The sequence below is a fragment of the Micromonospora sp. NPDC048170 genome (genome assembly GCF_040652795.1).
Classification (GTDB): Bacteria; Actinomycetota; Actinomycetes; order Mycobacteriales; family Micromonosporaceae; genus Micromonospora.
Genome location: NZ_JBEZMR010000027.1, coordinates 54,025 through 73,031, shown reverse-complemented (window position 1 = coordinate 73,031; position 19,007 = coordinate 54,025). Strand labels below are relative to the sequence as shown.

Genomic DNA, 19,007 nt, shown 5'->3' with positions numbered 1-19,007 from the left:
CCCCGCAGTCGCGAACGGGAGGCGGACCCGAGGTGGTGCTGCCCGGCGGGCGGCGGTACCGGCTGACCGGGGGAGCCGGCTTCCCTCGCCCCGCCGGGCCGCCGACCAGCCGGATCGCGTACGCCGCCGCGCACGTGGTGGCAGATCCGACGGCCGAGAACATCCCGGGCGCCCCGGCCGTGCTCGACTGGGACCGCACCCTGGCCTTCCGGCACCATCTGTGGTCGTACGGCTTCGGGGTGGCCGAGGCGATGGACACCGCGCAGCGCGGCATGGGCCTGGACTACCCGGCCACCCGCGAGCTGATCCGGCGCAGCGCCGCCGAGGCGCGCGCCGTCGGCGGGCGGATCGTCGCCGGGGTCGGCACCGACCAGCTTCCGCCCGGCCCGGCGACCCTGGCCGAGGTCACCCGCGCCTACCGCGAGCAACTCGAGGACGTCCGGGCCGCCGGGGCCCGTCCGGTGCTGATGTGCAGCCGTCACCTGGCCGCCGCCGCCCGCGGTCGGGAGGACTACCTGCGGGTGTACGACGAGCTGCTGACCGCCGTCGACGAGCCGGTGGTGCTGCACTGGCTCGGCCCGATGTTCGACCCGGCGCTCACGGGCTACTGGGGGTCGGCCGACCTGGACGAGGCCGCCGACGCCGTCATCTCGCTGATCAAGGCCCACGACGCCCGGGTGGACGGGATCAAGGTCTCCCTGCTGGACGCCGACCGCGAGGTGGCGCTGCGCCGCCGGCTGCCCGCCGGGGTACGCCTCTACACCGGCGACGACTTCCACTACCCGGAGCTGATCCGGGGCGACGCGAGCGGCCACTCCGACGCGCTGCTCGGGGTGTTCGCCGCGATCGCGCCGGCCGCCGCCGCCGCGCTGGCCGCGCTCGACCGGGGGGAGTCGGAGGCGTACGACGGGATCTTCGCGCCGACCGTGCCCCTGGCCCGGCACATCTTCGCCGCACCCACCTGGCACTACAAGACCGGCATCGTCTTCCTGGCCTGGCTGGCCGGGCACCAGGACCACTTCACGATGGTCGGCGGGGCGCAGTCGGGCCGGTCGGCGGCGCACCTGGCCACCCTGCTCACCCTCGCCGACGCCGCCGGGCTGCTGCCCGACGCGGAGCTGGCCGCCGCCCGCGCGCGGGCGCTGTTCACGGTGGCGGGGGTGACCCGGTGAGTGGGCTGGAACGGTTCTCGTTCAACCAGGCCACGGCGCGGCACTGGGCGCTGCCCGAGGCCGTCGCCGGTTGCGTCGCCGCCGGCGTGCCGGGGATCGGGCTGTGGCGGGAACCGGTCGCCGGGTACGGGCTGACCCGCGCCGCGAAGCTCATCCGCGACGCCGGCCTCGACGTCACGTCGCTCTGCCGGGGCGGCTTCTTCACGGCCGACGGCTGGCGGGAGAAGAACCTGCGCGCGATCGAGGAGGCCGCCACTCTCGGCACCTCGGTCCTGGTGCTGGTCTCGGGCGGGCTGCCGCCGGGCAGCCGGGACATCGACGGCGCCCGCCGGCAGGTCGCCGACGCCATCGCCGAGTTGGCCCCGTACGCCGCCGGGGCCGGGGTGACGCTGGCGATCGAGCCGTTGCACCCGATGTTCTCCGCCGACCGCTGCGTGCTGTCCACCCTCGGGCAGGCGCTCGACATCGCCGAGCGGTTCGACCCGGGCGTGGTCGGGGTGGTCGTCGACGCGTACCACGTGTGGTGGGACGACACGGTCTACGCGCAGATCGCCCGGGCGGGTGAGCGGATCGCCGCGTTCCAGGTGTGCGACTGGGTCACCCCGCTGCCCGAGGGGGTGCTGCTCGGCCGGGCACTGCCCGGTGACGGCTGCATCGAGCTGCGCCGGCTGCGGGAGGCCGTCGACGCGGCCGGCTACACCGGGCCTGTCGAGGTGGAGGTCTTCTCGGCCGACGTGTGGGCCCGGCCCGGCCGGGAGGTCCTCGACGCGTCCGTCGCGGGATACCTGCACCACGTCGCCTGACCGAAGGTCCCGGCCGGCTGTCGAGCCCGGCGACCGGCCGGGACCGGGCGGGGACGAGGCGGCCACGGATCGGCCGGCAGGAGGCGTCGTCTTCACCTGACCGGCCCGGCTCTCTATGATCGGATGAAAACTGTCGCCGACCATCCGGCGGATCGTCGGCAAAAATCTACAGGCGCGGGTCAGCGCCGGGAAGGGTGGGCATGGCGCTGTCCACGACCGTCCTCGCCGAGCTGCGCGGCATCGTCGGCCCGTCGCACGTGCACGACGCGGCCGGCGACCTCGTGGCATACGCGCGGGACGCGACGCCCCTCTTCTCGCACCGGCCCGACGCGGTGGTCTTCCCGGCCGACACCGCCGAGGTCGCCGCGGTGCTGGCGCTGGCCACCCGGCAAGGGGTGCCCGTGGTGCCCCGTGGCGCGGGCTCCAACCTGTGCGCCGCGACCGTGCCGCTGCGCGGTGGGATCGTGCTGGTGCTGACCCGGCTCAAGAGCATCCTTGAGGTCAGCGCGGACGAGCTGCTCGCCCGGGTGCAGCCGGGCGTGACCAGCGCCGCGCTCGCCGACGCGGCCGCCGCGCAGGGACTGCTGTGGGCGCCCGACCCGGGCAGCCGCACCGTTGCCACCGTCGGCGGCACCATCGCCACCTGCGCCGGCGGGCTGCGGGGCCTGAAGTACGGGGTGACCCGCAACTACGTGCTGGGCCTGGAGGCGGTGCTGCCCACCGGTGAGGTCATCCGCACGGGTGGCCGGCTGTGGAAGGACGTCGCCGGCTACGACCTGACCCGGCTGCTCACCGGCTCCGAGGGCACCCTCGCCGTGATCACCGAGGCGACGGTGGCGCTGCTGCCCGCCCCGGCGTCGACGAACACCGGGGTCGCGTACTTCCCGACGTTGGCCGACGCGGGGGAGGCGGTCGCCCGGGTGATCCGGGCCGGGGTGGTGCCGGCGACGCTGGAGTTCCTCGACCGGGCCTGCATCGGGGCCGTGGAGGACTTCGCCCACCTGGGGCTGCGCGCCGACGCCGGCGCTCTGCTGCTCTTCGGCGACGACGGCCCGCCGGACCTGGTCGCCGCCCACCTGGACCGGATCGGCACGGCCTGCCTCGAGGCCGGCGCGGTGGAGGTCACCACCGCCCGCGAGGTCGCCCAGGCCGAGGCGCTGCTGGCCGCCCGCCGCTGCGCGCTGCCGGCGCTGTCCCGGCGGGGCGGGGTGACCATCCTGGAGGACGCCACCGTGCCCCGGCCCCGGATCGCCGAGATGGTCGACCGGATCGACGCCATCGCCGCCCGGCACGACGTCGCCATCGCCACCTTCGGCCACGCCGGTGACGGCAACCTGCACCCCACCTGCGTGCTCGACTCGGCCGAGGACCACGACGCGGTACGCCGGGCCGAGTCGGCCTTCGCCGACGTCTTCGCCGCCGCCCTCGACCTCGGCGGCACGATCACCGGAGAGCACGGGGTCGGCGCGGCGAAGCTGCCGTTCCTCGCCGCCCGTCTCGGCGACGACCAACTCGCCCTGCTACGGCGGATCAAGACCGCCTTCGACCCGGCGGGCATCCTCAACCCCGGAAAGCTGGGCTCGTGACCGGCGACGTGTTCAACCCGGAGCAGCTGTCCCGCTGCATCTCCTGCGGGTTCTGCCTGCCGGCCTGCCCCACGTACGCGATGACCGGCGACGAGGCGTCCTCGCCGCGTGGGCGGATCACGCTGATGCGGGCGTTGCAGGACGGCACCCTGCCCCCGGACGACGGCACCCTCGCCGAGCAGTCCTCGTTCTGCCTGGGCTGCCGGGCCTGCGAGCCGGTCTGCCCGGCCGGCGTCGAGTACGGCAGCCTGCTGGAGCAGTGGCGGGTGCACCAGTGGCGTGGCTGGCGGCGGCCGCTGGTGGCCCGGGCACTGATGCTGCTCGTCGAGCAGCGCTGGCTGCTGCGGCTGTCCGGCCTCGCCCGCCGCGCCGCCCGCGGCCGGGCCGCCACCCCACCGCAGACCGCGCCCACGTCGACCACACAGGCTCCGACCACACCGGCCCCGGGCGCCGTTTCGTCGGCCGCCCCCGGGCCCGCTGCCGGCGGCCCCGGTGCGCCGGACGCGCAGCTCATGCTGGGCTGCGTCGAGCGTGGGCTCTTCCCGGCGGTCAGCCGGGCGGCGCACGCGCTCGCCCCCGAGCTGGCCGCCCCCACCGCGCAGGGCTGCTGCGGCGCACTGCACGCGCACAACGGCGACCTGGCCGGGGGCGAGCGGCTGGCCGAGCGGCTCGGCGAGGACCTGCCCGGCACGATCGTCACCACCTCCGGCGGCTGCGCCGCGCACCTGGCCTCCGTGCTCGGCCGGGACCGGGTGCGCGAGCTGTCCACCTGGATCGCCGGCCGGCCCGCCGGAGCCGAGCTGCGGGTGGCCGGGCGGCGGGCCAGGGTCGCCCTCCAGGACTCCTGTCACCTGCGCAACGGCCTCGGCGTCTTCGCCGAGCCCCGGACGCTGCTGCGTCAGGTCGCCGACTACGTGGAGCTGCCCTCGGCGGCCACCTGCTGCGGGGCCGCCGGTACGTACTCGCTGCTGCGGCCGAAGGAGTCACGGCGGATCCTGGACGCGAAGATCGACGAGATCGAGGCCGCCGGGGTGGACCTGGTCGTGGTGGTCAACCCGGGGTGCCTGCGTCAGCTGCGTACGGGACTGCGCCGCCGCCGGTCCGCCGTGCGGGCCGTCCACCTGGCCGAGCTGCTCACCCGCGTCGAGCCGCCGGCACGACCGGCCTGAGGCGGACCGCCCCGGGCCAGCCGTCCCGGTCGGAGGACTCACTCGGTACGGATCCCGTCCGGGCGGGTCAGCCGCCACAGCACCGGCAGGCTGAGCCCGGTGACCAGCAGCACGACCGCCGCCCCGAGGCCGGTGGAGATGCCCAGCACCGGCCAGGCGATCGCGACGGGCGTCTGCACCATCCGCAGCAGCACCGCGCCGAGCCCGATCCCGAAGACCACCGCCAGGGCGAGCCCGATGGACACCGGCACGGCGCTCTGCCACATCACCGACCAGCTCAGCGTGGAGCGGCGGGTGCCCACCGCGACCAGCATCGCCAGCAGCCGACGGCGCTCCCGGAGCTGCTCCAGCACGCCGACCAGCATGCTGGCCCCGATCAGCAGCAGGGTGACCACCGCGCCGACGTAGAGGCCGCGTTGGACGTTGACGAACTGGGTGGCCTGCCGGCTCCCGGTCAGCGTGAGCACGGGGGCGGACAGGTCGACTCCGGCGGCGGCGTTGCGGACGTGCTCCACCGCGTCCGGCTGGTCGGGCGCGAGCCGCAGGTACGCGTCCGTGCGCAGCGGACCCAGCCGGGCGGTGTCGACCGCGCCGGGTGTGACCAACAGGCCGGCCTGCTGGTAGCCGGACGGGTCGGCGCGCCCCGGCGCCTCCCGAGCGGTGCGGGGGACCTGCCAGGTCGTCGTCGGGGCGTCGGCCACCGCGACGGTGTCGCCCGGCTCGACGCCGGCCGGCCGGCCCTCCGAGTCCGGGACCAGGAAGACGTCGCCGTCGACACACCGGTCCAGCCGGGCGAACTCGGCCAGCGCCGCGCAGTCGCCGATCCGCAGCACGCCGTGCGCCCCGTCGGCCGTGACGACGGTGGTCAGGGTGGCGTTGCTGGCGGTCACCCCGGGGGCGGCGGCCAGCCGGTCCAGTGCCGCTGCCGCGTCCGATCGGGCCGGGAGCTGCACGCTCACCTGGGCCCGGGACGGGTCCTGCCCGGTGTCGAAGGTGAACCGGCCGGCGACGCCGGCGAAGAGCATCTGCAACCCGATGGTGCCCGCCACCGCGACCGCGATGCCGTTGACCAGCCGCGCCGAGGCGGCGCTGTCGACCTGGAGGCGACGCACCGCGAGCTGCCACGCGACCGGGCCGCCGCGCAGCCGGCGTACCAGCAGGTCGGTCAGCCAGGGCAGCAGGGTGACCACGCCGACCAGCAGCAGCACGGCGCCGGCCGCGGTCTGTTGTTCGCTGCCGAGCGGGGCGACGTCGGCCGTGCCGGCCAGCAGCAGCCCGAGCCCGGCTGCGGGCAGCAGCAGCCGCCAGGCCAGCCGGCGGCGCACCGGCGTCGCGCGCCGGGCCACCCCGAGCGGCTCGACCAGCACGGCCCGCATCGACACCAGGGTCACCAGGACGGCGAGCGCCGGTACCGCCACCGCGACGGCGGCCACCAGCGGCAACGGCGGGCGCACGTCGGCGGCGTACACGCTGAGGTCCATCAGGGTGACCAGCGGCACCACCTGCCGGCCGAGCGCGAAGAGCACCCCGCCGACCGCGACCCCGAGCAGCGCGGCGGCGGCGGCCTCCCCGGCGGCGATCCGGCGGACCATCGCGGTGTCGGCGCCGACCAGCCGCAGCGCGGCCAGCCGTCGGTCGCGGCGCTCTCCGCCGAACCGCACGGCCGCGCCGAGGAAGACCGCGATGGGCAGCAGCAGGACCACGAAGATGACCACCACCAGCACCATCAGCGCCGGGGCGAACGCCTCGCCGGGCAACCCGCCGCCGAACGCGTCCAGCCGGGTCGTGCCGCCGTCGGCGGCGAGGGTGTCGCTGCCGAGGTAGTAGGCCAGTTCGTGTGGGCCGGCCAGGCCCTCGTCGGCGATGACGCCGGTGACCGTGGCCCCGCCCAGCCGGGGTGCGAACAGCGCGCCGTCGGCGGAGTCGAGCAGGTCCCGCAGCGCGGGGGAGACCACCACCTCGCCGGCGCCGGGCAGCGCGGACACCCCCGGCGGCACGGGCGCCGCCGGCCCCTCGGCCCGCAGCACCCGGCCCCGCACCGGCTGCTCCCGGAACTCCGTGTGGATCTGGCGGATCAGCAGCGTGTTCGCGGCGGCCGGGATCTTCGCGCCCATCCGCAGGTCGTCGCGGGCGTCGCCGCGCGCCTGCCGGGCGTCCAGCGCGCCGGGCACCGCGGCGGCGAGCAGCAGCATCGACACGCCCACCCCGACGCCGACCGCGGTCAGCACCGCCCGCAGCCAGCCGTCCCGGCCGCCGGCGAACGCCATCCGGGCGCCCATGGCCAGGTCGGCCGCGCGGTCGCGCAGCCGCCTCACGCCGCGACCTCCAGGTCCCGGGTGCGGCCGTCGCGCACCACCACCTCCCGATCGGAGTACGCGGCGACCCGCGCCTCGTGGGTCACCAGCACCACGGCGGCCCCGGTGTCCCGGGCTGCGGCGGTGAGCAGCCGCATCACCCGCTCGCCGTTCAGCGAGTCCAGCGCGCCGGTCGGCTCGTCGGCGAAGACCACCCGCGGCCGGGTGACCAGGGCCCGGGCGACCGCCACCCGCTGTCCCTGCCCGCCCGAGACCTCGCCGGGCCGCTTGCCGGCCACCTCGGCGACCTCCAGGCGGTCCAGCCACTCGGCGGCCCGGCGCTCCGCCTCGCGGCGGCGGACCCGGGCCAGCCGCAGCGGCAGCGCGACGTTCTCCAGGCAGGTCAGCTCGGGCACGAGCTGGCCGAACTGGAAGACGAAGCCGAACTCCTCCCGGCGCAGCGCGCTGCGCTCGGCGTCGCCGAGCGCAGCCAGGTCGCGGCCGGCATAGCACACCCGGCCGGAGTCGGGCCGGACGATGCCGGCGAGGCAGTGCAGCAGGGTGGACTTGCCGGAGCCCGACGAGCCCATCACGGCCAGCACCTCGCCCGGATCGACGCGCAGGCTCGCGCCGTCGAGCGCCCGGGTGGGGCCGAACGAGCGGTGCAGGTCCTCGGCGAGAAGCAGCGGCGCGCTCACGACCGGACCGTCGCGGCGAGTTCGTCGAGGCGGGCGGCGGTCAGCTCCAGCCAGCGCAGGTCGGCCTCCAGGTGGAACAGGGCGTGGTCGCAGACCAACTGCTCGGCGAGGTCGCCGTCGCGCTTGCGGCGGGTCAGCTCGCGCATCATCCGCAGGTGCTCGGCGCGCTGCACGTCGAGCACGTCGGCGGCCGGACGGTCGGTCAGCAGGGCCAGCACCACCTTGGTGTAGAGGGTGCTCTGCAGGTACGGCTCGGGCTTCTCGGCCCGCGCCAGCCACTGGGCCACGTCCGTGACGCCGGCCTCGGTGATCGCGTACCGCTTGCGCTCCGGACCCTCGCCCGGTTCGACCGACTCCACCTCGACCAGGCCGCCGCGCAGCAGCCGGGAGAGGGTGGCGTAGACCTGCCCGTACGCGACCGGGCGGGCGTGACCGAAGCGCTCGTCGTAGAGGCGCTTGATGTCGTAGCCGTGGCGAGGAGTGGCCTCCAGGAGGCCGAGGAAGGTCTGTCCGATTGACATGCCCGGACTATACACACCGAGTATACGCGGCATGTATAGCCGGGTGGCCGGCAGGTGTGCCGACCACGGACCAGGGGGCCGGGGGTTCGAGTCCCGTCGGGGGCGCAGGCTCGCAGGAGCCTTACCTGCGGAAACGCCGATCAGGCTCCTGCCGCCATTTGTCCCTTGTGGACGCCCGGTTATCACAGGCAAAAGCGTGCGAATCCCATCGATGGGATTTTACAATCGTGGCATTGACGCGTTTCCTTGGCCGATGTTAGCGTGTCGAAACCAACCGATCTCCCGAAGGGACTGGCATGCTTCCTCAGGTGGTCCGAGACATCGAAGCCAAAGTGGCTCCCGACGAGTGGTACAACGCGGTTCAGGCGCTGACCGTTGCTGACATCGAGGAAATCAGCATCAGCGACATCAGCAGCCTGGAGAACAACTCCCTGAAGGACCTCATCAACCACGCGGTGACCAACCGGTTGGCCAGCCACCTCGGTGGCACCTACACCTCGCCGCCGAAGGGCTCGATCGCCGAGCACACGATGTCCGCGTAACGCTGACTCGGTCGTCGTATCTCAGGGTGGATGGATCGTCAACGACCCCATCCACCCTGAGATCTTCTTTGTTGGAGCATTTTCGGCTAGGGGGTGTCCGCTCATGCCAATTGGTAACATCGTGCTTCTCGGATGTGGCGGATATATAGGCAGTCATCTGCTGGATCGACTTCTGAGAGAGCCGGGCAACAAAGTCTTCGGGTGGGATCTCGAACACCGAAAGATCGAGCAGTACCTGAACAATCCGGCGCTGGACTTCGAAGAGTCGAACATCGGCTCGGCGTACGCCCGTCAGCGACTCGAGGAACAGGTCGCTTCCGCTGACGTGGTAATCAATCTCGCGGCGATCTGCAACCCAGCCGAATACAACACCGAGCCGCTTCGCGTCCTCGACGCCAACCTCTTCGACCTCCAGCCGGTCCTGCGGATGTGCGCCGAGCAGCGGAAGTGGTTGATCCACTTCTCGACCAGCGAGGTCTACGGGCGGACGATCTCGAGCTACCTGCCCGACGAGTCCTTCGACGACCCGGACCTGTACGTCCTGAAGGAGGACGAGACTCCCCTGATCATGGGGCCGATCCGGAACCAACGGTGGACGTACGCGGCCGCCAAGCAGGTGGTGGAGCGGCTGGTCTACGCGTATCACCGGGAGCGCGGGATGCCGTTCACCGTCATCCGCCCGCTCAACTTCTTCGGACCCAGGATGGACTACCTCCCCGGCCACGACGGCGACGGCGTGCCGCGGGTGCTGGCCTCCTTCATGGCGGCCCTGATCGACCGTAAGCCGCTGCAACTCGTCGACGGCGGCTGGGCACGCCGCACGATCGTCTCCATCGACGACGCCATGGACGCCGTCATGGCCGTCCTGCAGCAGCCGGAACGCTCCCAGAACCAGTTCTTCAACGTGGGGAATCCGGACAACGAGGTGACGGTTCGCGAGCTGGCGGAGCTCATGCGGGCGGTGTACGCCGAGATTACCGACGACCCGACGTATCTCGAACACCCCATCCACGACGTCTCCGCGGCCGACTTCTACGGGGCGGGTTACGAGGACTGCGACCGTCGTATGCCCAGCATCGAGAAGGCCAAGGCGCTGCTCGGCTGGACCCCGCGCAAGAGCCTGCGTACGACGCTGCTGGAGACCATGCGGGCCTACCACGAGACCTACGTGGTCAATGCCGCCGCGCCCCCGGCGGAGGCGACCGGTCCGGCGGTGGGTTCCGAGGGGGCCCGGTGACGTCGCTTCCCTCCGACCAGGACACCAGCGGTCGGACCGTCGGCGCCGAGGAACTGGCGCTGCTCGGCGAGGTCATCGCGAGTGGCGTGCTCAACTCCACGCGCGGCACCCAGACCGCCCGGTTCGAGAAGGCCTTCGGCGCGCTGCTCGGCCACGGCCGCAGCGCGATCGCCTGCAACTCGGGCAGCGCCGCGGTGCACACGGCGGTGGCGGCCCTCGATCTCGAACCGGGAGACGAGGTCATCGTCTCGCCGTTGACGGATGTCGGCGGGGTGGCGCCGGTGCTGTGGCAGGGCTGCATCCCGGTCTTCGCCGACGTCGACCCGTACACCCTCAACGTGACCGCCGACTCGGTGGCGGCGCGGATCACCCCGCTGACCAGAGCGGTGATCGTGACCCACCTCTTCGGGAACCCGGCCGATGTGACCGGCATCCTCGAGGTGGCCCGGCGGCACAACCTGTACGTGCTGGAGGACTGCGCCCAGGCCTTCGGCGCCGAAACGGCGGGCCAGCCGGTGGGCACCCTCGGCGACCTCGCCTGCTTCAGCCTGCAGCAGACCAAGCACATCACCACCGGTGAGGGTGGTCTGGTGTGCGGCGCCGACGCACAGCTCGTCGCCCGAGCCCACCAGTTCGTGAACAAGGCGCGGATCTACTCCGACCCGGAGCCCGAACACCACTTCCTCGCGATGAACTACCGGATGACGGAGCTACAGGGTGCCGTCGGGGTCGCGCAGCTCGAGAAGCTGCCCGAGGTGGTCCGGGCGCGCCGGGAGGGCGCCGCCCGCCTGGTCGCGGCCCTGGACGGGGTCGCCGGTGTCTCGGTACCCGGACCGCTGCCCGGGGCGCAGCACTCGTACTGGAAGATCCCGCTCCAGGTGGACCCGGCGGTGCTCGACGGAGGCGGCGCGGCGTTCGGCGCGGGACTCGCCGAGCGGGGTGTCGGCTCGGCACCCGGCTACCAGCGGCCGGCCTGGACCTGGAGTGTGATCGCCCACCAGCGGACGTTCGGCACCAGCCGGTACCCGTTCACCCTGGCCCGACCGGAGGCGCTGGACTACTCGCCGCAGCGGTACCCGGGCACCCTGGCCGGGCGGGCCAGCGTCGTGGTGCTGCCCTGGAACGAGCGGTACACCACGTCCGACATCGACCGGATCGCCACGGCGATCGCCGACGTCGCGGCCACCCTCCGGCGGCAGTGATGCCGGAGAACCGCGAGGTGCCGATCGTCGACGTGGCGGCCGACCGCCACGACATCGAGACCTTCCAGGCCGGTGGGACGGTGCCCGCGAACTACCGGCGGGCCGAGCGCGAGGGGCTCGCGGCCCTGGACCGGGCACCGTTCGGCTTCGTGCTGCGGGGCACCGGCTTCGAAACCCTCGACGGTCCGCAGCGGGGCGCCTACATCCGCCGGCTCACCGGCCTGTTCGGCCAGATCTCGGACAGCAACCGGTTCAGCGAGACCAGCAACGTGTTCGTCGACATGGTCGCGCCCACCGAACCGGGCAGCGCGGATCCGACCTTCTCGCTCGGCGAGTGTGAGGCACACTCCGACGAGAGCTCGAAGCCGAGGCCCGAGGACGTCGTCCTGTTGTGGTGTGTGCGTCCGGCCGAGAAGGGTGGGGAAAGCCTGTTCTGGCCGGCGGCCGAGCTGCGACGGGCGATCGGCGCCACCGCCGGCGGCGCCGCCCTAATCGAGGAGCTCGACCGCGACCAGTTCCTCTTCGGCGGCAAACTGCGCAATCCGCCGAGGGTGCTCCGGGCGCCGATCTTCTTCCCGGGCGACGGAATCCGGTTCCGGCTCGGCTCGCTACAGGATGCCGGCGAGGTTTCCGGCAGGCCGCCGACGAAGGAACAGCGGGCAGCCATCGAAGCGCTGTCCGACGCGGTCGCCGGCACCGCCCCGTACCGCTACCGGCTGGAGGCCGGGGAAGCGCTCGTGCTGATGAACCGGAAGATGCTGCACGCGCGGACCGATTTCGTGGACGACCGCCGGCTGCTGTTGCGGACCCGCTGCTTCAACGACGAGTTGTCGAACAGCCGCCACGACCAGGCCGCGTGGCTCTCGTGACAGCCGTCATCTTCGACCTCGACGGTGTCCTGGTGGACAGCTTCGCATTCTGGCTGGTGCTGATGAACGACTGTGCCCGGGCGTCCGGGCACCGGGAGATCGACGCCGACGCCCTGGCCCGCAGCTGGGGGCAGAGCGGGCGCGAGGACCAGGCGGAGTTCTTTCCCGACTGGACCGTCGAGCAGGTGACCCGGCACTACGACGCGCGGATGACGGCGTACGCCGGATCACTCGCACCGCGTACGGAGACGGTTGACCGGGCCCGTTCCATCCAACGCCAGGGGGGTCGGATCGGGGTGCTGACCAACTCCTCGCGGGCGTTCACCGATCTCGCACTGCTGCGGTGCGCGCTGACGCCCGACGTCGTGGTCACCGTCGACGACGTCCAGCAGCCCAAGCCACACCCCGAAGGGTTGCTGGTGGCCTGCCGGCTGCTGGACACCCCGGCCCCCGCCGCGCTGTTCGTCGGTGACTCCGCGTGCGACGCCGAGGCGGCTCGGGCTGCCGGCGTGCCGTTCCAACTGGTCGGCTCGCCGTTGCCCGGGGCCTGCCGATGACCGAGGTGGACGACGCGGCCGACGGCCCGCTCCACTGGGACCTGAGGGACCTGACCCTGGTGGGTGGGCACCGGATGGGACCGGACGACCTGCTGGACCGGGCCAGCGGGCACGCGGCGGAGCTGGTATCCAGGCCGGAGCAGGACTGGACGGTCGACGCGGCGCGGATAGCCCGGTTCATGGCCGACCGGGCGACGGTGGACGATCTGATCGGGCGGGCCCGCGCTCTGGTCGAGCTACCGCTGATGGTGGCCCCGGCGGATGCCGGTTCGCAGGCCCGGTGCGCCGCCGTCCAGGACCGGGCGCGGGAGATCGAGTCCCGGTTGGCGTTCTTCGACCATCAGTGGTGCGGGCTGCCGGCGGACCGGGCCGAGTCGTTGTTGGCGGAGCCGGAGCTGGCCGGCTGCCGGGAACCGCTGCGTAGGCTGCGGGTCGAGGCGGGTGCCCGGCTCGGGGAGGAGGCCGAGCGGGTCCTGGCCGAACTGGCCTCGTCCGGGATCGACGCCATGCGCCAACTGCACCACCAGCTCGTGTCCGCGCTGCGCGTCGAGGTCGGCGGAGTGGAGCTACCGATCGACGCGGCGCAGAACCAGCTCGCGTCCGACCTCAGGTCCCGGCGGCACGCCGCCGGCACGGCCATCTCCGCTGCCCTGTCCGACACCACCGAGGTGCGGGCCGTGGTACTCACGGCGGTGGTGCGGCACGCGGCGGCCAGCGACCGGTTGCGCCGGCGCGGACACTGGTTGAGTGCCCGGAACAGCGCCAACGACCTGCCGGACAGCGCCGTCGACGCCCTGGGCCGGGCGGTCGACGCGCGCTACGACGTGGCTCGGCGCTGGTACCGGCACAAGGCGCGGCTGATCGGCGTCGACCGGCTCACCGAGTACGACCGGTCGGCGCCGGTCGGTCCGTCCGCCGGGGCACCGCTGAGCTGGGCCACCGGGCGGGACCTGGTCGTCGCCGCCTTCGGGGAACTCGACCCCCTCCTGGGGCGTGCCGCTGCCAGCTTCTTCGAGCAGGGCTGGATCGACGTGGGCGCCGAGGACGGCCGGCGCTCCGGCGGCCACTGCGACTTCACCGTGCCGTCCGTGCACCCGTACGTGATGCTGAGCTGGCACGGCGGTGTCGAGGATCTGGTCACCCTGGCGCATGAACTCGGTCACGGGGTGCACGGCATGCTCGCCCGGGTGGCCGGAATCCATCACTACCAGGTGCCGGAACTCTTCGCCGAGACGATCGCCCTGCTGGCGGAAACCGTCGTCGTCCGGTACGCGGTGCGCAGCGGTGCGGTGCCGGGCCAGTCGGCGTCGATCACCAACTGGCTGCTCGACCGGGCGGTCTCGACGATCTTCCGGCTACGGGCGCTCTGGCGGTTCGAGCAGCAGGTGCACGAGGTGGTGCGGGCGAACGGCCGACTCGACGCGGACCGCCTCGATCGGATGTGGTCGGCATGCCTCTCCGAGCTGTACGCGGACGCGGTCGACCTGCCCGAGACGTACCGGCACGGATGGGCGCTGATCCCACACTTCGTCGATGCGCCCGGCTATCTGTACAGCTACGTCGGAGGGCAGTTGCTCGCGCTCGCGGCCGCTCGGCACCTCTCGGAGGCGGGGCACGCCGGTGAGCTGATCGACGCGCTGCGGGCCGGCGGCTCGGCTCCGGTGCCCGAACTCCTACGCAAGCTCGGTGTGGATGTCCATTCGCTACAGTGCTGGACGGCTGGACTGGATGAACTGACCGACTGGTTGCGCCGGGTCGAGGACGACGGCGTGCCGTCGGCGTTGACCGCGGGGGTTGATCGAGGATGAACGCGCGCCCACTGGTCGGGGTGGTGAGCCCGATGGGGCAGGCTCAGCGGGAGTACCTGCTCAGGTCGTTGGCGGGGGAGTTCGACGTCTGGGCGTTCGACGACCAGCGGCGCAACTGGGTGGACCGCCATGTGGTGGGTCAGTCGACCGTCGATCCGTACGACGAGGAGCAGCTGACCCGGGCCGCCGGCGCGGCCGGGGTGGATGCGTTGATCAGCTGGGACGAGCTGAGCGCGTACGCCACCGCCCGGGCTGCCCGAACGCTGGGCCTGCCGGGTCCCGCCCCGGAGGCGGTGAGGGTGTGCCGCGACAAGTACCTGACCCGGCGGGCGCTGTCCGAGTACGGGATGTCGATGCCGGCGTCGGTGCCGGTGTCCGACATCGACCAGGCGCTGGCGGCGGCGTCGCGGACCGGGTATCCGGCGGTGCTCAAGCCGCGGGCACTGGCCGGCAGCGTCGGTCCCATGCTGGTCCGATCTCCCGGCGAGTTGGTTCGCGTCTTTCCGGACGTGCTCGGCGCACGGCTGCCGGGGGTTCGGGTCGACCTGGCCGAGCCGCTGGTCCTGGAGACCTACCTGGACGGTCCCGAGATCAGCGTGGACAGCGTGTGCTTCGACGGTGTCGTGCATCCGTTGTTCGTCGCGCGCAAGGAGCTGGGGTCGCCGCCCTTCTTCGAGGAGACCGGGCACTGGGTGGAGGCAGGGGACGCCCTGCTTCACGACGAACAGCTGTTGAGCCGGCTGCGCGACGTGCACGCCGGGGTGGGCTTCGATCAGGGGTGGACCCACACCGAGTGGCGGCTGACCCGGAACGGCCCAGAACTGGTAGAGATCAACTCGCGGCTGGGTGGCGACCTGATTCCCCAGTTGGGTGGGCTCGCCACCGGCCTGCGACCGGCGGTGATCGTGGCCGAGGTGGCACTCGGCCGGCGGCCCGACCTGACGGCGCGGGGCCTCGGCGCGGCTGCCGTCCGGTTCGTCTATCCGGACCTGCCGGGCGAACTCGAGGCTCTGGTGGTCGACGGGGAACGGTTGCCCCGCGAGGTGGTACGCCTCGACCCGTTGGCCGAGCCCGGGCAATGGTTGTTGCCGTCCGCGCAGGTCGGCGGCCGGGCCGCGTTGGTGGTCTGTGCGGGCGACGGCATCCCCGAGGTGGCGAAGGCGATAGACGAATCCCTGTCCGCGATAACCCTCGTCCTGCGGAAGCCGGGAGGAGAACCATGCCATTTGACACCTATGTCTGGAAGATTGCCAGTAGGTGCAACCTCAACTGCACCTACTGCTACGTCTACAACCTCGGCGACGAGTCCTGGCGACAACAGCCTCGGCTGATGAGCGAGGAGGTCGCCCGGACCGCGGCGGCCCGGATCCGCGACCACGCCGTACGGCACGGACTGGAACGCGTGGACATCAACTTCCACGGCGGCGAGCCGTTCCTCGGTGGCCGCCGACATCTGGAGCTGGTCCACTCCGCCATCACCGAGACCTTCGCCGGTAGCGGAGTCACGGTCAGCTCGGCGGCGCAGACGAACGCGTTGCTGTTCGAGCCGGCGATCGGCGACCTGCTGATCGAGCGCGGCATCGCCCTCTACGTCAGCCTCGACGGGCCGCCCGAGATCAACGACCGGCACCGCCTCGACCTGCGCGGGCAGCCGAGCGGCGCGCGGGTCGCGGAGAAGATCAAGGAGATCTCCGCGCCGCCGTACGACCGGATCTTCGCCGGCATCCTCTGCGTCGTGGACCCGACCTCCGATCCGCGTACGGTGGTGGACTATCTGGCCACCTTCCGTCCGCCGATGGTCGACTTCCTGCTGCCGCTGAACAACCACGACAACCCGCCCGTGCGCGGCATCGACGAGTACGCCGACTGGCTACGTGCCTGCTACGACCACGTGATGTCGCTGGCCGAGCCGATGCGGGTACGCATCTTCGACGACATCATGCTGGCACTGCTCGGGCACGGCGCCGGCGACTCCGACCGCCAGTACCTGGTCATGGAGACCGACGGCACGCTGGAGTTGGACGACACTCTCAAGACGGCCTTCGACGGCGCGTCCCGACTGGGTTACGACATCGCCCGGGACGACCTCGACGTGGTGGCGGCGGACCAGCGGCTGGTGCCGCTACGGGCCGAAATCGCCCAACTCGGTCCCACCTGCCGTGCCTGCGCCCTGGTCAAGATCTGTCGGGGCGGCCACGTCTCGCACCGGTACTCCGCGAGTCGCGGGCTCGACAATCCGAGCGTCTACTGCTCGGCGCTCCAGCGCCTGATCCTGCACATCCGATCCCGCCTGCTCGCCGAGGCGGCCGCCGCCGGCAGCGGGCCGGCCGGTCAGCCGGCCCGGTGACACCTACTCTCCATCACCACCGAACGCGACACTGGGAGGCCAGTTATGAGGCTGGGCATGGGTCTGGCGCTGATGAATCCCGGCAACCGCCCCGATCACGAGGCCTACCGGGACTCCCTGGCCCTGGCGGATCTGGCCGAGCCACTGGGCTTCCACTCGATCTGGACCGTGGAACACCACTTCACCGGGCACTCACCGGTGCCGAACCCGCTGCAGTTGCTGGCGTACGTCGCGGCCCGCACCACCCGGATCGAACTCGGGACGGCGGTCCTCGTCCTGCCCTGGCACGACCCGCTGCGGGTGGCGGAGGAGATCGCCGTCCTGGACGTCCTCTCCGGCGGCCGGACGACCATCGGATTCGGTCGTGGCCGAAGTGAGATCGAGTACGCGGGGTTCGGGGTGAATCCGCAGGAAGGACACGCCCGGCTGGCCGAGGGCATCGACTTCGTACGCCGCGCCCTCACCGAGGACCCGTTGCACTACGCCGGGAAGTTCTACCACTGCGCCGGGCTGTCCGTCCGGCCCCGGCCGCTGCACCAGCCCGAGCGCGGCTTCCACGGCGCCGCGCACAGCGCCGCGTCGGCGACCCTGGTCGGTGCCGCCGGACTCCGTCTGATCTTCTCACCGGAGACCGACGAGGGGTTCACCGACGGGGTGTTGCGGGCGCACCGGGATGCCGCGACGGCCGCCGGGCACCAGCCCGGACCGTCGAGCGCTCACCTCTACGTCTGCGTGGACACGGATCGGCGGCGGGCGTTCGATCGGGCCCGCCGGTACATGACGCCGATGGTCGAGTCACTCGCCCGCCACTACCAGGCCCGCCCCCACCAGATCCTGTCCCCGGCGGACCCGGACCCGGAGGAGACGACCGACGCCGTTTCGCAGTTCATGGCCAAGCACGTGGTCGGCACGCCACAGGAGTGTGTCGACAAGCTCGCCCGCCTGGGTGAGCGGTTCGACATCGGCCAGTTCATCGGCGAGTTCAGCTACGGCGGTATGCCGGTCGACGAGGCCAGGGAGAACGTGACCCTGTTCGCTGCCGAGGTGCTGCCGGCGCTGACGGACGCGTGACCGGCGGCGCGGTGCGGCGGGAGCCGCCGCCGTCGGCCGGCGGCGGGTGGCGCCGGCTGGCTCTGACCGACGACCGGCTGGAGGTTGCCGGCGCGGTCAGCACCCGGCACGGTCCGGGGGGCCTGCAACCGTGGCGGCTCCAGCACCGCGATCTCGACCTCCATCACCCGTCCCTGCTCGGGCCCGGGGCCTGCCCCGCCGGGGTACGGCTGCGGCTGCGCTCCGACACCACCCGGCTCCGGCTCCGGCTCGCCGCCAGCGAGTCGGTGCCCGGCCCGCATCCCCGCGTGGTTCCACTCTGCGACCTGGCGGTCGACGGCGAGCTTCGGACGACCCGCGTCATGCCGCCGAGCGGTGAGATCGAGTTCGGCGGCCTCGACGGGACCACCGCGGTCCTCGAAGTGTGGCTGCCGACCGCCCCGGCCCTGCGGATCATCTTGGTGGAGGTGGACCGGGGGGCGCGGGTCGAGCCACTTCCGCCGGATCGACAGCCGGGCTGGGCCGTCTACGGCAGCAGTCTCACGCACGGGGTCGGGCTGAGTCCGGCCCGGACATGGACGGCGCTGGCGGCCAGAGCCGCCGGGCGGCGGTCGTACTGTCTCGGCTACGACGGCGGCGCTCATCTCGACCCACAGGTGGCCGCCGCGATCGGGGAACTCCCGGTCGAGGTGATAACCCTGGAGATCGGCATCAACGTGCATCTGGCCGGCTCGTTCACCGGCCGGACGTTCGCTCCGGCGGTGCACGGCTTCCTCGACCGCATCCGGCTGCGCCAGCCGGCGGCTCTGGTCGTTGTCGTACCCCCGCTCCTGAGCCCGGCCCACGAGGCGACCCAGCCGGAACACGGGCTGTCGCTGGCCGAGATCCGTGCCCAGTTGGCACAGATCGTCGAGCTGCGCCGCCGCCGAGGTGACGCGGCGCTGCACCAGGTGGTTACAACTGACCTGCTGGACGACCCGGAACTGTTTCCGGACGGCCTGCATCTGTCCGCCGCAGGGCACCGGGAACTGGCTCGCCGTTATCTGGAGTGCGAGTCTCGGCTGGTCGACCGGCCGGGCCCGATCCCGGCGTGAGCCGGAACCAGCCGGAGGCCAGACCGGCGAGCAGCAGCAGGGCGGCCAGCCCGAGCCA

The 19,007-nt window shown here is 72.7% G+C and carries 17 protein-coding genes; 14 read left to right on the top strand and 3 right to left on the bottom strand.

Translation table 11 applies throughout. From position 1 onward, the window contains the following. The first annotated feature begins 32 nt into the window (after nt 1-32). From AB0D32_RS26050 to AB0D32_RS26035, 4 genes are all read left to right on the top strand, one after another. Nucleotides 33-1,172 (top strand): dihydrodipicolinate synthase family protein, encoded by a 1,140-nt coding sequence (locus AB0D32_RS26050; RefSeq protein ID WP_357095483.1) that lies wholly within the window; start codon nt 33-35, stop codon nt 1,170-1,172. 5 nt (nt 1,173-1,177) lie between these two features. Continuing rightward, nucleotides 1,178-1,975: a sugar phosphate isomerase/epimerase gene (locus AB0D32_RS26045; protein WP_357095574.1), complete on the top strand. Its 798-nt coding sequence runs from the start codon at nt 1,178-1,180 to the stop codon at nt 1,973-1,975. Nucleotides 1,976-2,175: 200 nt separating this feature from the next. Then, entirely contained in the window at nt 2,176-3,561 is a 1,386-nt protein-coding gene (locus tag AB0D32_RS26040; RefSeq protein WP_357095480.1) for an FAD-linked oxidase C-terminal domain-containing protein, read from the top strand. Then, nucleotides 3,558-4,730, top strand: a complete 1,173-nt coding sequence (locus AB0D32_RS26035) for a (Fe-S)-binding protein (protein ID WP_357095476.1) — start codon at nt 3,558-3,560, stop codon at nt 4,728-4,730. Before AB0D32_RS26040 ends, AB0D32_RS26035 begins: the two co-directional genes overlap by 4 nt. Nucleotides 4,731-4,768: 38 nt before the next feature. Here the strand turns inward: AB0D32_RS26035 and AB0D32_RS26030 are convergent, their stop codons facing one another. Genes AB0D32_RS26030 through AB0D32_RS26020 form a run of 3 tightly spaced genes read right to left on the bottom strand, consistent with a single transcriptional unit; the run spans nt 4,769 to nt 8,243 of the window. Beyond that, nucleotides 4,769-7,045, bottom strand: coding sequence for an ABC transporter permease (locus AB0D32_RS26030; protein ID WP_357095472.1), 2,277 nt, complete (start codon nt 7,043-7,045; stop codon nt 4,769-4,771). Beyond that, nucleotides 7,042-7,722 (bottom strand): ABC transporter ATP-binding protein, encoded by a 681-nt coding sequence (locus AB0D32_RS26025; RefSeq protein ID WP_357095468.1) that lies wholly within the window; start codon nt 7,720-7,722, stop codon nt 7,042-7,044. Before AB0D32_RS26025 ends, AB0D32_RS26030 begins: the two co-directional genes overlap by 4 nt. Next, entirely contained in the window at nt 7,719-8,243 is a 525-nt protein-coding gene (locus AB0D32_RS26020) for a PadR family transcriptional regulator (protein ID WP_357095465.1), read from the bottom strand. The genes AB0D32_RS26025 and AB0D32_RS26020 overlap by 4 nt, the downstream gene beginning before the upstream one ends. A 308-nt stretch (nt 8,244-8,551) precedes the next feature. Here AB0D32_RS26020 and AB0D32_RS26015 point away from each other — a divergent pair, with 308 nt between their 5' ends. From AB0D32_RS26015 to AB0D32_RS25970, 10 genes are all read left to right on the top strand, one after another. Further along, a complete protein-coding gene (locus AB0D32_RS26015) occupies nt 8,552-8,785 on the top strand; it encodes a hypothetical protein (RefSeq protein WP_357095463.1) in 234 nt (77 codons plus the stop codon). A gap of 103 nt (nt 8,786-8,888) precedes the next feature. After that, a complete protein-coding gene (locus AB0D32_RS26010) occupies nt 8,889-10,022 on the top strand; it encodes an NAD-dependent epimerase/dehydratase family protein (RefSeq protein WP_357095460.1) in 1,134 nt (377 codons plus the stop codon). Then, the gene (locus AB0D32_RS26005; protein ID WP_357095457.1) at nt 10,019-11,224 is read left to right on the top strand and encodes a DegT/DnrJ/EryC1/StrS family aminotransferase; all 1,206 of its coding nucleotides are present in this window, start codon (nt 10,019-10,021) and stop codon (nt 11,222-11,224) included. The genes AB0D32_RS26010 and AB0D32_RS26005 overlap by 4 nt, the downstream gene beginning before the upstream one ends. Then, nucleotides 11,224-12,093: a TauD/TfdA family dioxygenase gene (locus AB0D32_RS26000; protein WP_357095454.1), complete on the top strand. Its 870-nt coding sequence runs from the start codon at nt 11,224-11,226 to the stop codon at nt 12,091-12,093. Before AB0D32_RS26005 ends, AB0D32_RS26000 begins: the two co-directional genes overlap by 1 nt. After that, nucleotides 12,090-12,650 carry an HAD-IA family hydrolase gene (locus AB0D32_RS25995; protein WP_357095572.1) on the top strand — a complete coding sequence of 187 codons (561 nt, stop codon included), beginning with the start codon at nt 12,090-12,092 and terminating at the stop codon, nt 12,648-12,650. Before AB0D32_RS26000 ends, AB0D32_RS25995 begins: the two co-directional genes overlap by 4 nt. Beyond that, nucleotides 12,647-14,458, top strand: coding sequence for a M3 family metallopeptidase (locus AB0D32_RS25990; RefSeq protein WP_357095451.1), 1,812 nt, complete (start codon nt 12,647-12,649; stop codon nt 14,456-14,458). The genes AB0D32_RS25995 and AB0D32_RS25990 overlap by 4 nt, the downstream gene beginning before the upstream one ends. Further along, complete coding sequence (locus AB0D32_RS25985; protein WP_357095448.1) at nt 14,455-15,789, top strand: ATP-grasp domain-containing protein; 1,335 nt, start codon at nt 14,455-14,457, stop codon at nt 15,787-15,789. The genes AB0D32_RS25990 and AB0D32_RS25985 overlap by 4 nt, the downstream gene beginning before the upstream one ends. Beyond that, entirely contained in the window at nt 15,678-16,805 is a 1,128-nt protein-coding gene (locus AB0D32_RS25980; RefSeq protein WP_357095445.1) for a radical SAM protein, read from the top strand. Before AB0D32_RS25985 ends, AB0D32_RS25980 begins: the two co-directional genes overlap by 112 nt. A gap of 45 nt (nt 16,806-16,850) precedes the next feature. Beyond that, the gene (locus AB0D32_RS25975) at nt 16,851-17,876 is read left to right on the top strand and encodes an LLM class flavin-dependent oxidoreductase (RefSeq protein ID WP_357095441.1); all 1,026 of its coding nucleotides are present in this window, start codon (nt 16,851-16,853) and stop codon (nt 17,874-17,876) included. Then, nucleotides 17,873-18,949, top strand: coding sequence for a GDSL-type esterase/lipase family protein (locus AB0D32_RS25970; RefSeq protein WP_357095438.1), 1,077 nt, complete (start codon nt 17,873-17,875; stop codon nt 18,947-18,949). Before AB0D32_RS25975 ends, AB0D32_RS25970 begins: the two co-directional genes overlap by 4 nt. The last annotated feature ends 58 nt before the right edge of the window (nt 18,950-19,007 follow it).